Origin of the sequence: Photorhabdus heterorhabditis (assembly GCF_018448905.1) — a bacterium.
GTDB lineage: Bacteria > Pseudomonadota > Gammaproteobacteria > Enterobacterales > Enterobacteriaceae > Photorhabdus > Photorhabdus heterorhabditis.
This window is the reverse complement of record NZ_RCWA01000063.1, coordinates 1-16,217: the sequence shown is the minus strand read 5'-3', so window position 1 is coordinate 16,217 and position 16,217 is coordinate 1. Positions and strand designations below refer to the sequence as shown.

At 45.6% G+C, this 16,217-nt stretch carries 13 protein-coding genes; 1 reads left to right on the top strand and 12 read right to left on the bottom strand.

All coding sequences use genetic code 11. From position 1 onward, the window contains the following. The 12 genes from EAE89_RS21635 to EAE89_RS21580 all read right to left on the bottom strand — a co-directional run. Positions 1-232: hypothetical protein (locus EAE89_RS21635; RefSeq protein WP_214086108.1), on the bottom strand; the 232-nt coding region annotated here is incomplete at its 3' end. 26 nt (positions 233-258) lie between these two features. Further along, positions 259-1,938, bottom strand: a complete 1,680-nt coding sequence (locus EAE89_RS21630; protein WP_214086556.1) for a ShlB/FhaC/HecB family hemolysin secretion/activation protein — start codon at positions 1,936-1,938, stop codon at positions 259-261. Positions 1,939-2,370: 432 nt separating this feature from the next. After that, complete coding sequence (locus EAE89_RS21625; RefSeq protein ID WP_214086555.1) at positions 2,371-3,366, bottom strand: type VI secretion system-associated FHA domain protein; 996 nt, start codon at positions 3,364-3,366, stop codon at positions 2,371-2,373. 141 nt (positions 3,367-3,507) lie between these two features. Further along, positions 3,508-4,044, bottom strand: coding sequence for an Hcp family type VI secretion system effector (locus tag EAE89_RS21620; protein ID WP_214086554.1), 537 nt, complete (start codon positions 4,042-4,044; stop codon positions 3,508-3,510). A 32-nt stretch (positions 4,045-4,076) separates the two neighbouring features. Beyond that, on the bottom strand, positions 4,077-5,585 hold the full coding sequence (gene tssC / locus EAE89_RS21615) for a type VI secretion system contractile sheath large subunit (RefSeq protein ID WP_149616946.1): 1,509 nt from the start codon (positions 5,583-5,585) through the stop codon (positions 4,077-4,079). Further along, on the bottom strand, positions 5,572-6,129 hold the full coding sequence (tssB, locus tag EAE89_RS21610; protein ID WP_214086553.1) for a type VI secretion system contractile sheath small subunit: 558 nt from the start codon (positions 6,127-6,129) through the stop codon (positions 5,572-5,574). Before tssB ends, tssC begins: the two co-directional genes overlap by 14 nt. Before the next feature lie 99 nt (positions 6,130-6,228). After that, the gene (gene tssA / locus EAE89_RS21605; RefSeq protein ID WP_214086552.1) at positions 6,229-7,236 is read right to left on the bottom strand and encodes a type VI secretion system protein TssA; all 1,008 of its coding nucleotides are present in this window, start codon (positions 7,234-7,236) and stop codon (positions 6,229-6,231) included. 10 nt (positions 7,237-7,246) lie between these two features. Next, positions 7,247-10,807, bottom strand: coding sequence for a type VI secretion system membrane subunit TssM (gene tssM, locus EAE89_RS21600; protein ID WP_054480654.1), 3,561 nt, complete (start codon positions 10,805-10,807; stop codon positions 7,247-7,249). A gap of 16 nt (positions 10,808-10,823) precedes the next feature. Continuing rightward, the gene (icmH, locus tag EAE89_RS21595; protein ID WP_054480652.1) at positions 10,824-11,987 is read right to left on the bottom strand and encodes a type IVB secretion system protein IcmH/DotU; all 1,164 of its coding nucleotides are present in this window, start codon (positions 11,985-11,987) and stop codon (positions 10,824-10,826) included. Beyond that, on the bottom strand, positions 11,984-13,333 hold the full coding sequence (tssK, locus tag EAE89_RS21590) for a type VI secretion system baseplate subunit TssK (protein ID WP_054480650.1): 1,350 nt from the start codon (positions 13,331-13,333) through the stop codon (positions 11,984-11,986). The genes icmH and tssK overlap by 4 nt, the downstream gene beginning before the upstream one ends. 25 nt (positions 13,334-13,358) lie before the next feature. Beyond that, positions 13,359-13,886: a type VI secretion system lipoprotein TssJ gene (tssJ, locus tag EAE89_RS21585; RefSeq protein ID WP_214086551.1), complete on the bottom strand. Its 528-nt coding sequence runs from the start codon at positions 13,884-13,886 to the stop codon at positions 13,359-13,361. Between the two features lie 13 nt (positions 13,887-13,899). Further along, a complete protein-coding gene (locus EAE89_RS21580) occupies positions 13,900-14,292 on the bottom strand; it encodes a DUF4150 domain-containing protein (protein ID WP_036774458.1) in 393 nt (130 codons plus the stop codon). 316 nt (positions 14,293-14,608) lie between these two features. Between EAE89_RS21580 and EAE89_RS21575 the strand changes: the two genes are divergently transcribed. Further along, positions 14,609-16,217 (top strand): inverse autotransporter beta domain-containing protein (locus tag EAE89_RS21575; protein WP_214086550.1); only part of this gene is annotated, 1,609 nt, incomplete at its 3' end.

Sequence of the window (16,217 nt, the reverse complement as noted above, 5' to 3'; positions counted from 1 at the left end):
GGACGGCGCCTTGCGTGGCGACATTGAACTCTTTATAAGTATTGTGAGATATCCCCATATCATTTGGCGTAGCAATATTGACCACCGGGACATTGCCCTGATTTTGGACCTGTGTTTGGGGGCTATCTGGTGTTATTCCCGCGGCAATCGCCGGGTGTAGTGGCTGGATTGCCGTCAGGTAAATTAAAAGATAACTCGTGGTTCTGACCACCGCGTCGTGGCGTTTACTCATTGCGTATCCCTTTCCTAATGTAAGTGTTACAAAGTGAGTGAAGCTGACCAATAAGTGACCCAGTGATCCGGTTTTAGGTGAGCTGGGTGAATGAGGGGCTTCCCAATAGTGATGTTCTGGTTGAATCTACGGTGAGTCAGTGATAAGCCCAGAGCCGCGCCGGTAACGTTACCGCCGTCGATTTGTCCGGTTTTTTTCTGTAACCAGCCAGTATCCAGCGCTCCGGTTAAGGCAAGTTCGCCCAGAACTGGAAGTGCTGAAACTCGCCAGTTCAGCTCATTGCGCCAATATCCGCCACGGTTGCCGGTGAGATATTGTTCTTTAAATCCCCGGACGGAATATTGTCCCCCCAGTGACAGGCGTTCACTTGAGTAAAGGTTGTCCGGCGTGGTCTGGCCGTAAATCGATGAGAGGTAATAAATGGAATCTGTAACCGGCATAAAATAGCTGGCACTCAGACTGAATTTGCGAAATTGACTACGTGGCGCATCGGGGAAACGTGGATCGTCTTTTGTGGCACCAAGCGTCTGTAAGCCGCGGTTTACCATCGGGTTAAACGTGATATAGCTACCCGCCAGTACGGTACTGTAATTAACGCCAAGGTTAATTGTGCTGAGTGTTGGACTGCTGATGGATAATGTTTCTTCGGCCAGTAAATTGGTGGTTCGACGGCGTGTGAGTCCTATATCCAATGCCAGTTTCTGCTTGCCATCACGATATAAGCTCCGGTTTATTGCCAGCCGGTGAGTCTGGCTGTCACCGGTGTAGCGATAGGTTTGTGAACCCGTTGGGATATTTTGAAAAGAGTCATTCCATGCATATTGATAACTGAACAACCAGTAACCATAAGGCACTGTCACATTGGCGGAGAGGTTGCGGCTTTGATGACTATTGCGGAAATCACTGTTACGGCTGGCGGATAATGACCACTGGTCAGCAAGATGTAATGGATTATCTAGGTTCACATTGGCATTGATTTGTCCGGTGCCGGTACTTTTCTGACCACTATTATCTGCGCCTAAACTGGCACTGACCGGTAAATGCGTCGATGTTCGTTTTAAGATAACCGCGGAATAACCGGGCTGTTTGCTCGGCTGGATATCAATGGTTACTTGTTGGGAAGGCAGGCGATTCAAACGTTCCATGCCTTGTTCAATCTCTCGTAGATTAAGCGTTTTACCCACTATTTTCGGGAAAGCCATTTTCAGCGAAAGGGGGATTTCACCGTCCAGACTGATTGACTCAACTTTGCCTTCATTGACAGTAATAATGAGGGTACCTGAGGATAAATCCTGTACTTTGAGTTCGGCCTGGGAAGTGACATAACCCCGTTCAATATAGGCATTCGATACTTTACGCACCAGCCCATTAATATCCTGCAAAGTTAAACAATGAGATAAGTAAGGGTGAATCAGGTTTTGTTTGACTGACCTTGACAGGCTTTCTGCCCCTGCCAATTCAATCCGTTGAATGGTGTGGCAACTTGATTTAGGGGTATCCGATGTCAAAGCGGGTGGTGGGGATAAGGTGATATTGTGACGCAGCGCTTCCCGTTGCTGTTGGGCTTGCTGCAACAGGGCTTTTTGTTGTTGGGTGATGGAGTCTTGATCCTCCGGGCTGACAGGCATTGAAGCCTGTGCCAGTGCGGAGATAGCTAGCAGAATAAGCCCTGTCAGACTTCGGTGATAAAGCGGTAATTTTCCCATAGATAATCATTAATAATTTGATAGTGACATTATCAAACTATTCTAATGCGTGATTAATTGTCTGTCTGAATGGATAGTATAAAATGTGATCAGAGATCGTTTTTTAACCCTGACAATGGGGAATGAGATATATTAAATGCTGAAAAGTGGTAATAAGGATGTAAATGCTTTTTATTTACTCCAAATCCAGTACGTTCCATTTCCGCGTAATGGTATTACGTCCCCAGCCTAACTAAATAGCTTTCCATAAGACCGATACACCTATGCCTTTTGTTTTCTTTTTGAACAATATTGGTTCTATAGCCTATCTCACGGTTTCTATGGGCCACTTGGATGAAAAATTGTACTTATTAGTCGAATCCGCTTTATTTAATTAATTGAAACACCCAATCTCGGAGAGTATTGGGTAATTCCAATAGTTTTTTGTCCGTGTTATTCGCCATTATTGTTGTCGAAAATAGTGTTCAATTTTTGTTGATAAACACTGAGGAAAAAGGCATTGAATAATGTCGATGATTGCTGGCGTATATCTTCGGTAGTTTGTTGGTAACGCTCAGTGAAATTATCCCACAATTTTGCCTTACGGTGTTGCGTGCCATTCATGTGCCAGAAGTGTGCTGCGGGAACACTGTTTTCGTCGTAGGATGGGTCAAAACGATTCATGATGGAGTTAAGGCAATAGAAAAGTGCTTCTTTCATTGCCTGTTCGTGTCTGTCTGACATTGGGTATGTTTGTGGTGCGGTCATGTCGTTGGCAGTGGCGGCTGTCGGTTCTTTTTTGAACATGCATAGCGGATCGAGTTGTTTTACCTGTTCTTCCCATAGTTGCAATGGTGTAACAGAGAGGCGGGTATTTTGCTGAAATAGCGTCTGACTGCTGGCACTGTGACGTTGGGCCGTAAAGAGTTGCATCGGATCGGTGGGGCGGGTAGCGAGTTGGTCAAGGAATAGCACTGGCTCTGTTCCTTGCTTCGGTAGCATAAAATCTGCCAGTGACAGTTGCTCATCCTCTGTAGGATTTTTTTCTGGGGGTAATGTTTCATTGAATTCATCCCATAGTGCTGCGGAAATATCAGTTTCTGGTATTTCCTGCTCGGCAGAACGGTATTTTGTTGTTTCCGTTTTATCCACCGTCAGGTAATAATCTCCAATCTGGAGTTTGCTATTTTCTTGTAGAGAGGTGGTTTCTCCACGCGCTAATGGGATATTGTTAATCATCATGAAAGCAGTTCCAATATTAGTAATAGTGCAGGCTCCTTGGGCAGAAATATGTACACTGGCTTGTAATGCCGAAATACAACCACTCGGATCTGGCAATACAAAATGATTATCTTCGCTGGTACCGATAGTGCCACCGGGAGGATAAAAAATATGACTGCTATTTGCTGTTATGTCGCCTGCTGGAGTATTGATGATGGTTATTTGCATAATAACTTCGCTCATTATCTTGAATAATTATTTAACCTTCCTCCACGAAAAAAGTGTGCGGTATCCCGACGGAAACCAACATAGCGTATTCCGGGAGGAAGGTTATTATTTTTACTGACTTAGTTGTCAGTGAATGTTTTATTATTCCGATCTGTTTGTTTGTACATTCCAGGAAGCTTCTACACTAGCACCATTGTTTCCATCGTTATTTTGTTCGTTATAAACTACTTTGAACTTGATCGGTGAAAAACTGTATTTCATTCCCATAAAAGGGCTAGGCGTTGTGATATTCGAATCTGGTTTTAAATTTTGTTTTAAATATGGAAAGATAGGGTCCAAGTCAATAAATTCAACAGATTCAAGAAATGCCTCCTCAAGCGTAACAATAGTGAAAGGTTGTTGTTCACCTCCAGCCCTACACATGGTTAATTTCACGTTTTTAAGATGAGTTCCTTCTAATAATTTTTGTACTACTGTTGGCATTGCTCTGTCCATCCTGACATAGACTACCAAAGGATGAGCTTTGCCACGCCCACCGCCACAACCACCGCCCTGACCGGTTTCTGCTGGCTGTGACATCTTCCATTGAAAGGAATGCACATCAATACTGCCAATTTGATCTGCATCTTTACATTCGCCAAAAATTTCTTCGATATTCAAATAGATACTGTTATTCATCATCGTATTCCTTCATTCAGTGATTTTCAGGATTAACTGCCACTCTGTTTCAGGGAGGGCAGTTTTGATACCAACCGCAGGGAAACTGTTAATCCCTCCAGTTGATAATGGGGACGCAGGAAGAATTTGGCTTGATAGTAGCCAGGGTTATCTTCCTGTTCGCTAACTTGTACTTCCGCCGCTGCCAGCGGTTTACGCGCTTTGGTCTGTTGTGATGAGTTAGCGGGATCGCCGTCAACATAGTTGAGAATCCATTTATTCAACCAGCGTTCAATGTCATCACGACTCTGAAACGATCCTACTTTGTCACGCACAATACATTTCAGATAATGCGCGAAGCGACAGCAGGCAAATAGATAAGGTAAACGAGCGGCCAGGTTAGCATTTACCGTGGCATCTGCATCCATATATTCCGCCGGTTTTTGCAGTGATTGAGCACCGATAAATGCGGCAAAATCAGAATTCTTACGGTAGACCAACGGGATAAAACCGTTTTTTGCCAGCTCAGCCTCGCGACGGTCACTGATAGCGATTTCGGTCGGGCATTTGATATCTAAACCGCCATCATCTGTTGGGAAGGTATGGCAGATCAGTTTATCTACGGCTCCGCCTGACTCGACACCTCGGATGGAGGCACACCAGCCATATTCTTTAAATGAGCGATTGATATTGACTGCCATGGCATAGGCTGCGTTGCTCCATACGTAGTTACTGTGAGTGGCCCCGGCGGTTTTTTCTTCGAAATCGAAACCTTCAACTGGATTGGTACTGATACCGTAAGGTAAACGAGCCAGAAAACGTGGCATGACCAAGCCGATGTAACGAGCATCTTCTGATTCACGCAAACTACGCCAGGAGGCGTACTCGGTGTTGAGGAAGATTTTGCTCAGATCGCGTGGGTTTGCCAGCTCTTGCCAGGTTTCCATTTGCATTACCCCGGGCGAGGCGCTGCTAATAAAAGGGCAATGGGCAGCGGCAGCGATACGGGCCATCTCTCCCAGTAACTCAACATCCTGCGGATTGTGGTCGAAATAGTAATCACCGACCAGACAACCAAGTGGCTCTCCGCCAAATTGGCCGTACTCTTCTTCATAAATCCGTTTGAATATCGGACTCTGATCCCAGGCTGTTCCTTTATAGCGTTTCAATGTGCGTCCTAATTCTTTCTTCTCAACGCTCATAACACGTATTTTCAGCATTTCGCTGGTTTCTGTGTTGTTCACCAGATAGAGCAGACCACGCCATCCCCCTTCCAAAGCCTGAAAATCAGGATGATGGAGAATTTCGTTGATCTGTTGAGAGAGCTTGTTGTCAATAGCGGCAATCAGCGCTTGAATGGTGCTGAAAGTGTCGCTCGATAACGTCAGGCTATTTTCCAACGCTTGATGCGCCAGAGTTTTAACCGCATTTTCCACAGCAAGATGCGCCTGATCTGTTTTAGGGCGAAACTCTTTCTTGAGTAGTGCACTGAGTTCTCCCTGACTGTAGTGGGTGGCTTGAGTTTGGTTTTCACTAGCGGCATTGATTTCAGGCTGGCTCATTGGTGCCTCCTTGATCTTGTTCTGCTACCGAGTCTGTGGATTCCGTATTATTCAACGGTGCTGTACTTAACGATTTCAGCAATTCAGGATTTTGCAGGATGGAGGCGATCAGCTCTTCGGCACCACTTTTGCCGTCCATATAGGACAGCAAATTGGCCAGTTGAGTACGGGCTTCCAGGAGTTGATTAAGGGGGTCTACCTGGCGTGCTATCGCATCAGGCAGAAAATCATCCATAGTGTTAAAAGTGAGTGCTACCTGCATTTTGCCTTCACCGCTCAGGGTATTGTCCACCGGAAAAGCCACGCTTGGACGTAGTGATTTCATTCGGTCATCGAAGTTATCGACATCAATATCGAGAAACTTGCGCTGACCCAGTGGAGGGAGTTGATCAGCAGATTTTCCGGCTAAATCCGACATGACGCCCATGACAAAAGGCAGTTGAACCTTACGTTCACTACCGTATAGTTCGACGTCATATTCAATTTGTACTCGTGGAGCACGGTTACGAGCGATAAATTTTTGCCCGCTATTTGATCCTGACATAATATTCTCCATCGGGAAAATCAGTGGTTATGGGTAATTAACGAAGCACAACAGCCTTTCTGGTGGACTACCTGATATTCTGTTGCGTTTCTGACCTCGTTATGTGTGCTTTTCACGGCCAAAAAAGTGTTCAAGTTGATCGACAGATTCTGGCGCAAGGTTGCGCATAATGCTCATAAAATCCTGACTCATCAGGCGTTGTATTCTTTCAATCATCAGTGGTGCCGGATGGCTGGATTCATGTAGCAGAAAGTACTGTCGTACCGCTTCCAGCGCCTGTTGAGCCTGTTCGCGGTTTTGGATGCCGGATGTCTGCCAGCCATGGGATATTTCTTGTTGTAGAGGCGTCTTCTCTGGCAGGGGATATGCCGTATTGTCCACCGTCTCAACCGCGCTGGTTTCAGGGGCGAGAAGTTGTGTCAGATGATTAAGTGTTGCCATCTGACGGCGCATATCGGGCAGTCCGCTATCGCCAAGATGACCACGCAATGTGTTAAACAAACATTGAAGGGTGGCCGCAATTTGTGGGATCTGCTTGATGACCGGTGCGGCGCTTTTTCGTAATTCGGCGATCAGAAGATCGATCCCGCCGGGAAATGGGTTGTCTTCCGCATGACTGCCATCCAGACATTTCATCACATCTGCTACTGTAAGGGTGATCCCGCTCAGCTGGACAAATTCGCAAAGGCGTACCTGTTTAGCCAACGCGAAACCATCACTGAGTCCTTGTAATGCGTTAATACGCATCAGCAGATCTGGCTCCCCATCTAGCTCTGCGGCTGGCCATAATGTTTCCCAATAACGGTTGATCGTCTGTTCCAATAACAGCAGTCCCTGTTCATATCCAGCCAAACCGTATTGATTGCACCAGGCTTGCATTAGCAAGATGATAATGCGCAGATCCTTACTGCGAGCCAGCAGAACCAAGGCACTTTTCTCTATCTGACGCCAATCTGGTTCCTGCGCTGGCATGATAAAGTCACCGAATTGCTGTTCAGTTTTTCCTTCTGCCAATTGAATCAGTTGCATGAATTCGGCACTGTATTCCAAGTCTTCTCCACAGGGATGTTCCTGGCTGATCGGGTTGAGCAAAGATGCAATATTCATCAGGTTTTCCTTATGATGGCTTGATACAGGTAAATTCCGGCAGAACAAACGGGTTGTGTATGCTATCGGGGGTGAGTATCAGCGTGGCCTGATGCCCTGCCAGATTGAAAGTGATTCGATAATGCGTGTTATCCTCCTGAAACCATTTTCCTGTATCAATCAGCCGGTTTAATGCCCAAGGCCCTGATGTTTCCAGTGATTTGGTTTTGCCATTAGCCAGCAGCATGGTCAGTTTGGCTTTACCGGCATTGTTGCTGCCGGGCCAGGTGAAGTACCAAGATGTCAGCGGCCCGTGGCTGTAACTGGCATTTTGATCGTTGAGTGTCAGTGATAGGGTAAGGATGTCGTTATCCATGCGCAGAGGTTGCAAGGTCAGGGAGAACGATGGTTGTGAAGAAGCGGTACTAAAGAATGCATCACGGACAAACTGCGCTTGCCGGAAGGTTTTTAGCAGCGACTGATCTTCTGACTTGGTACTGCCTAGCGCCCAGGGGAAAAAGCGCCATTCATTGCCCTGAGTGTTGACCTTATCCACCAGATACTGATTAAAAAAGCGATCCATTAACCCTTGGTTTGGCGCAAACATGTGCGCCATATCATCAGGAGTAATATCACGTTTGCTGTGGCGGGATAGTGGATAACGCCCGGCAATGGCCTCACGGCAGAAGTCACTTAACTGAGCACTGGCCAATTGGTGTATGCGCGAAACCGCCTGTTGTTGTGTGTCGCCTTTGGCCCCTTGTGTCATGTCCATGATAATACTGCGGAACGGCGCAGGCAGGCGGCCAGCATCAGCCTGTAATTGTGTCAGTATGGTTCCAGAAGAGGAGGCTGTAGCTTCGCCATTTTCCTGCAAGGCGGTAAGGTAGCGATACAGGTCACCCAGTTTCTTGAACAGATCATCAAAGGCGATCGTGTCACTGTGATCTCCCTGTGGACGTGCTAGATCGAGCAGATCACGATAGTGGCTTCTGACAATCTGTTCTGGTGAAGGTGGCGCTGGCGTCGTTCTGACCGCCGGAAACAGATTTTGTAATTTTCGGGTTGCTTCATCGTTCAGTTGCTGGCCCAGTTGTGTGAGTTTGCCGTGATCTTCTGGTGGAGAAAGAGCAACAATGTGGCTGATACCAATCAGCAGATTACGCAGGGGCGAATGGGCGCCAGAGAGAATGCGCACATTATTAATACGTTGGTTGAGGCTACTTGTCGGGATCAGGACGATATCATTGAGAAATGTATCCCACTCCAACATAAAGTCATCCATATAAAGCTGGCGTACTCGGCAGGCTGCGTCGCATCCTTCCTGTACCTGTGGCGGAATATTGAGTACCCAGCTATCAGTGTCATGAAGGGTTTTTACCGTATTATCTACCTGTGCAACCAGACCGTGCCAATACCCGTCTGGTGTAAAAAAACCGGGGATTGTTGCAGTATCTGGCAGGTCGCTTTTACGTTTTAATACCAGCTCAGCCTGAGAACCCGCTAAATCAAGCAGATTGACGGATTTGAAATGTCCGTTATTGATCAATCTTTTTTTTATGCTGGTATAAACCCGCTGGGAGAACGTAGAACGCATGATATTTTTTATCGCTTCTTGTATCAGTTGCTGATCTTTGTGTTGGGACCAGGAAGGCTGGCTGTGATTCAGTAGCTGATAAAGATGTTCCTGAAGTGCTTTACGTTGTGCCTCATTCAACTTTTCACCACCGGGAATATGGGACAGATTCAACATCAGCCAAGCGGTAAGGAATTTGCCATCGTAATGCTGTGTCTGAAATAGCATTTGGTAAGCTTTCAGCGCTTCATAAGTTGATTCACTGTTATCGCTATCAGCTTGCTGACGCAGAATACTTTCGACTTGCTGTGTCACCAGCGGCAGCAATAAATTCTTTAATGCATGCTGATAAACGGGATAATTGGCATTGTTCAGTTGGGGACCTTGATACAATCCCATATCGTAAACAAGTGGCGGGTTGTCTGGATCAATTTGCTGATTTGCTGTCAGTGACTGTAGTTGTGTCAAATACTGAATCAAGTGTGGTAGATCGCGAGCTGATGGCTTGTTCAGTGCCTGACCCTGTTGTTCCAGTAGCGGAAGCCGGGCCGTAATTTGTGCCAGATAACTATTGTTATTATGGTAACTTGTCAGTAGCAGTAAGCAGATCCCAGCCATTAGACCGAGTAATAGGCCACATCCAGTTAGCAGCATAAAGCGTCGGCGCAATTCGTACATGCGATTGATACCTGCCAGTCCACTCTCAGCCAAAATGATTTTTTGGAATAATTGTCTCAGAAAGTAACTGCGGGCAGTCCGGTTAGCTGTTTCGCCGTTGCTATTGGTAACAGAGGAAAGCGCATAACTGTAATCAAACAGACTATCTTGCGTAGTTCCATTACTGTGCTGAAACTCCCCATGCTTTTGGTTAGCACTGGTGAAATAGATACCATGGGGTAACCATGGGCGATCAAAGCCGGAAGTGGCAAAAATAATACTCAGATAACGCATCAAGACTGGGCGTAGGGTGGCGAATGCCTGCGGGAAGGCAAAGCTTTGTTCCCGCTGAGTGATATCCTGCTGGGTTATTAAGGTATCCGCTAGTGCAGAGTCCAGACGTTGCTGCAAATGGTTATATTGCTGATCCAGCATCTGTTGTAAATCGTTATGGGAATGCAACTCTTGTTCCCAGGGAAATGTAAAACCCCAGACCTGATCCAATTCTTCGCCATAAAAACCGTTGAAATAGCTGCTGAACCCCGGGAGCAAGTCGGATTTGGTGATCATCACGTAGACCGGGAAATCAATTTTCAGTTGCAAACGTAAATCCATCAGTCTCTTACGCAACAATAAAGCTTGGTGATATTGTGCGTCATTATCTTGTTGCAGCAGATCTTGCACGCTGATTGTCAAAATAACGGCGTTGATTGGCTGACGTGGACGATAACGTTTTAGCAGTTTCAATAAGGTCTGCCATAAAGGATTGCCTTCCTTAAGGTACTCTCCTGCGGGGCTAAGAATGACGCCTTGCAGGGTGAAATACCATGAACAGTGCGATTCGGCATTGGTTTCAGGAAAAGCGAACTGGCTTGGATAGGTTGTGTGATAGAAGTCTAACCCTGAATTTAGTAGAGCTTTATCTTTACCACATCCTTTGGTACCCAAAACCAGATACCAAGGCAGGCGATAGAGATAGAATTTGCCCAGACGAGTGGTGAGCTGTTCGCCATTCAGACGCAGCCCGCGTTTAATCAGGGATGCCGCCTGTTTAAAGTTGTCAGCGAGGGACTGAGAAGCACTTCGGGCTGTCGGTGTGACATTGCTGACATGGTGTAAATGGCGACGCAAACGCGCATTTGCCCACATCTGATAGAGAAAAGGTAACAGTTTTAGCAGTAACCACAGTGAAATCAGGATAGTGATAGCGATTTGGCGTTGGACTTCGGTTGTCAGTGGATGGTGATCACCAATGGCGATAAATGGTCCCATGATCCAAATAAGCAAACACAATGCGGCAACGATCAGTGCTCCCCAAAACAGGCGATTAGTGATGATGGCGATAAATGCTCTTAACATTTTCTTTCTCTCCTGCTTATTGGCCTGAATTGTCCGACTTGGTGTTGAAAATAATTTCAATACGGCGGTTCAAAGCCCGATTCTTGGCGGTGGTATTGGGAACTAAAGGCGCTTCTGCGCCAGCACTTTCAACCTGTAGCCGTTGTGGTTGGAGCAAGTTAGTGCGTAACTGCTGCGCCACAGTTTCTGCTCGTGCCAAGGACAGCGCATAGTTAGAGGAGTAGGTACGTGTATGAATCGGCAGATTATCACTGTGCCCGCGAACGATAACCTTGCCAGTCGTCAGGTTCAGTTGTTTGGCAAGCTCCTGCAGAGGTACCTGATAGAGTGGATTAAGTGTCGCTGATGCCGAAGCGAATAAGGCACCGCCTTGCAGGGTTACGCTGATATTATCCGCGTTCTGGCTGACGGTGATATCCTGCTGTTCAATCATTGGTTGCAGTATTTGCCGCAGATGAACCATAGAGAAACTTTCAGCCGGTGATGCAGCTTCTGGTAGTGGCAGGTCGTATATGGATGTCAACACGGGTTCTGTTTGCTGATTAAGCCGGGCGTTTAACCCGATGTAGAGTGAACCGGTCAGTAGTACTCCAGACAGTGAACAAAACACCAAAAAATGGGTTAACCGTGACGTCTGATGTGTGTTGACTGGCGGAGGTGGAAGAGCGCTTAATGCTGCGGAATATTCTCCCCGCACTTGACGCAGACGTATTGCCAGTCGCTGGGTCAAGGTTTCTAATTGAGCCAGACCGTTATCAATCAAGCGATAACGCCCCCCAAATCCCAGTAACAAACAGAAGTAGAACAGTTCGAGTAGATCGATATGCTTAGCGGGTTGTTGCAGTAGCATATCCAATAGCTTGAAAAACTTTTCACCGCCACTGCTCTCTTTATGGAATGTCACCAACAGGCCATTACCTGACCATATGCTATCGCTTCCCCAAGAGGTCAATGCAACTGCTTCATCTAAACATGTGCACAGACAATAACGGGCGCCGAGAATAGTTTCGTAGCTGAATCCCTCTTGCTGACACTGTTTTTCAAAGCGATACATTTCACCAATCAGTTGTTGGCGTAACTGACTGGAATCCTCTAGTTTTGCTGTGTGACGAATATGTGGCATCGCATTTAACAGAGGATAAGCCGCCTGTACCAATGGGTTACGGTAGTTATGATTCATAGGTTCATCTCCCCCTCATCAGACAGACGTTTAAGTGCCCAAAATGCCATTTTCAGGCCGGGAAACTCACCAGCAATATAAAAGGCAAACACCCCGGATTTTCCCAGCGACTGTTCAATTTCACTGTTTAATTCCAATTTGAAGTAGCAATGCCCATTCTGATAGGGGAGTTGTCTGGGGATCTGTACTAATTGGCGTAGGGCAATACCGGGCAATTGCAGGCGTACCAGATCGCGTATGCGATCAGCTGGGGCGATTTTGATTTGGGCCGGAAAATGAGCCATAAAAGAGTCATGTTCCATCTCAGACTTCACGACTAAAATGAAGTGGTAATCATCCAGATTCATCTGTTCTGGTAGTGATGCTACGCTCAATCCGGGCAGGCGTTTGGTCAGGGGCAGTGATACAACATGCTCTTCCAGCACAATCGACAAGCTGCGTTGCAGTAAAGTACAGAGGCGGGTGAAGCAACCACCAATATCCAGATGATTGTAGCGGGGTAATTCGCCCTCCAATGTATAAGGTGCCTGAAAGGAACTCATTTCCAGTGCATAGCTGATCCAGATGAGGAACAGCGTTTCGGGTGCTTGTTGAGGCAGATGCATGATGTGTTGCAGCTGAGCACTAAAACGGTTAAGTAGCGCCAGTCGTAATAAATCACTGGTACAAGCGCCATTACATTGCAGATGATGGCTAAGTTGTCGGCTGCGTTGCAATAACAGAGCGTACAGATCATGAGTCATGTTCTGTAATAACGGGCTTGTCCAACAGTTAAGTAACGGTGGAATATATCCTGTATCCAGAATGACAATGCCATCCTGATTTTTTTCTAAAACCCGCAGGACTCCCATTGCAATCCATTCACCATTCAACTCATTTTCTGGTAGCAGACGCAGGCGTAATTTCCCGCAATGTAAGGTCGTACTGCTAAGTGCCAGCGAGTTAATGTCATTGACCTCTTTTTCAAAAGCCTGATAACGCGCCAAAGAATCGGGTGCATCATCGAAGCTGACTGATTCACGCCCGGTCAGGTAGGCGGGTATAGCTAAAGTGATAATTTGTGAACGTAGTGAAGTGCTGATTGCTAATGCTGGTGGAGCTTCATTGGTTTCAGTAAATTCAAAACTGGTGCCATCAGGCATAATACCGCTGGCCGCCAACAGAGAAATTTTTCCCAGAGCAAGCTGGCTCTCATCGAGTTTTAATGATGAAAACCCCCAATTGTAAGCTCGTTGCAAGGCTCCCCATTGACGTAAGCGTGCATCCACATACTCATCTGCTTGTTGAAAATGGTGAGGTCGTAAAAACATGCCTTCCATCCAGAGAACTTTGTGTGCATTTTTCATAGGTGATCTCCTGAGCATGCGTGATTCATTGATCGGACGCAGATGCAATTTGTAATCCGTGAGAAGTAACGGTAATCAACTGATAAAGCTCAGAGGATGAAAAGGGATTCAAAACCGATAAATAAGACGCTGTTAGAAACGATGATAGAGGAATAACGATCCGCCATTGTTTGTCGCTAATACTCTGATACTCGGCCCAAATTGCAATATATTTCTCCGCTGACGGTGTATTAAAGGTAATACTGATATCATTTTGTTCTTTTGTTGGCAGTAAGAAGATTGATTTTTGACAAAGTACAGTATTATCCAGAGTTGAATGGGTATTTTTTTGTAAAGACCCGATATCAGCCTGATTAAATTTATCCGGATCATTTAACAATAATATATTTAATTTTAATGGAGCGAGGTTGTTAACATCTCCATGTGCCTGGAATTTAATTGTGTATGGAATATTTTTTTCCACTTTATTTGCAGAACAACTAACACTCAGAAGTATGCTAAGCAGAATAAAGGCAAAAAAATAGTGACTTTTATGGCGAAGTAAAAGCAACATAGAAAGTCCTCCATCACAGACCCAGCAGCAGAACCTTAAGCTGGCTGGGAATTAAACGCATGCCAATCATGTTGGTGCTATTTTGTAAGCTCAGACTGGTGACGCGTGTAGCCGGAAACCCCTTAATTAACGTGGTAAACGAGCCGATTAAATGGCGTGAAGGCCCCATTACGGTACCGGAAACAACACCGAGATTAACGCCAGGATTATCACCGAAACTTGAATTAGTCAGTGTCGCCATATTATGCGCAGGCATTCCCATAAACAGTACTTTATAAGTGTGAGGCGTTGCCATTAGGCCCAGCGTCATATTGGGATATGGAACGGGCACGGGTACAGGTAAAGGTGTCATACAGACATCTGGAAAGGCCAGATCCATACCGAAAAGTTGGCAGTTTGCAAACATATCATCACCTACCAAATTAATGTGTTGCGATTTCTGTCAAATAGATTAGCAAATAAGGGAACAGAACCAATAAGGTATTAACCTTATTTCTGGTAATGGGTGATGGAATGAAAATATTAATATTGTTGTTTTCTTTGATGTGGAAAAATAAGGTTTTTGACTGATTTTAATAATAATTGTATTTCGGAAGAATTCCCGCCGCAGTAAGAAGATAAAATGAGTAACTAATGTGAATGATGACATTGTCTTTTTTATTTAGTGGCATGACAGTGTTTGAATCTATTTCTAATATAATGATATTTAAATAAAAGCGCTCATGAAGAAAAGCATAAGGTATGTATCAGCCATTACCGTGGCGTTGTTATTAGCAGGTTGCTATAAGCCTAATAAGAAAAAAGAGTCAGTAGTGAATGAAACTCAAAAAGAGAGTCTTAGTACTATTGGCAGCGAACAGAAACGAAAAAAGAGATGGTTACAGCATCAGACTGATGATGTAACGCAGGGCGGTGAATTTCCTAAATCGGCTATAACAGGTAAAAGGTGGTTACGGCATCAAACTAATGACGATGTGATGCAGGAAAGTGATATTCCGCAATTGGCTATGGCAGATAAGGGTTTTGCCGCGTTGCAGCCGGAGACAGAAGAAAAAACTTCAGCTGGGGGAGTACGTGCTAATTTACCTTTGTCTGATGGAAAACTAACCAGCGGTTCAATCGATTTTTTTTATCCATTATATGATGGAGATGAGCATTTATTTTTCGGTCAGGTAGGTGCTCGCCGTTCCGATGGGCGCAGTATAGTTAATTTTGGTATTGGTCAACGTTATTTTCAGGGAGATTGGGCTTTAGGTTACAACACCTTTTACGATACCCAAATATCCGGTAACGCTCACCAGCGGCTAGGATTCGGACTGGAATACTGGCGCGATTATCTGTATCTGTCTGCTAACGGATATTTTGGTTTGACGGATTGGTATTCGTCTTCGGCACTGGATGGTTATGCGGAACGTGCAGCGAATGGCTATGATATTCGCGCTCAGGGTTGGTTTCCTGCTTACCCGCAACTGAGTGGTAAACTGAAATTTGAGCAATATTTCGGTGATGATATTGCGCTGCTTAATCACCAGAATCATTATAAGGACCCATATGCGTTGACAGTGGGTCTGGAATATACACCTATCAAATTGATTTCATTAGGAATAGATAGAACTTTTAGTCACAGAGGTAAGGATGACACAAAAGTTAATCTGTCTTTCAACTATCAGCTCGGAGAGCCTTTATCCCAACAGATTGATCCGACGACGGCACCGGTAAGACGCACTTTGGCGGATAATCGTTACCATCTGGTTGAACGTAATAATAATAATGTACCGATTACGTTATCTGCCCCTGTAATAGAGTCGGTAGAAGAGGATGAAGCTGAATTACTGTTACTGACCGGTGAAGGTAATGAAGAACGGCCTTTATTGGGTGAAGAAGAGGATGAGCTATTGCAGCAGCAACAGCAGGAAGAAGAATTGCGACGTCAGCAGGAAGAAGAGCGATTGGAGCGAGAAGCACAGGATGCTTGGTTGAGACAGGAGGAAGAATTACGGCGTCAGCAGGAAGAAGAGTTACGACGTCAACAGGAGGAAGAGTTACGACGTCAACAGGAGGAAGAGTTACGACGTCAACAGGAGGAAGAGTTGCGACGTCAGCAGGAGAATGAATTACAGCGTCAGCAGGAAGAAGAGTTACGACGTCAACAGGAAGAAGAATTGCGACGTCAACAGGAAGAAGAATTACGGCGTCAGCAGGAAGAAGAGTTACGACGTCAACAGGAGGAAGAGTTGCGACGTCAGCAGGAGAATGAATTACAGCGTCAGCAGGAAGAAGAGTTACGACGTCAACAGGAAGAAGAATTGCGACGTCAACAGGAAGAAGAAT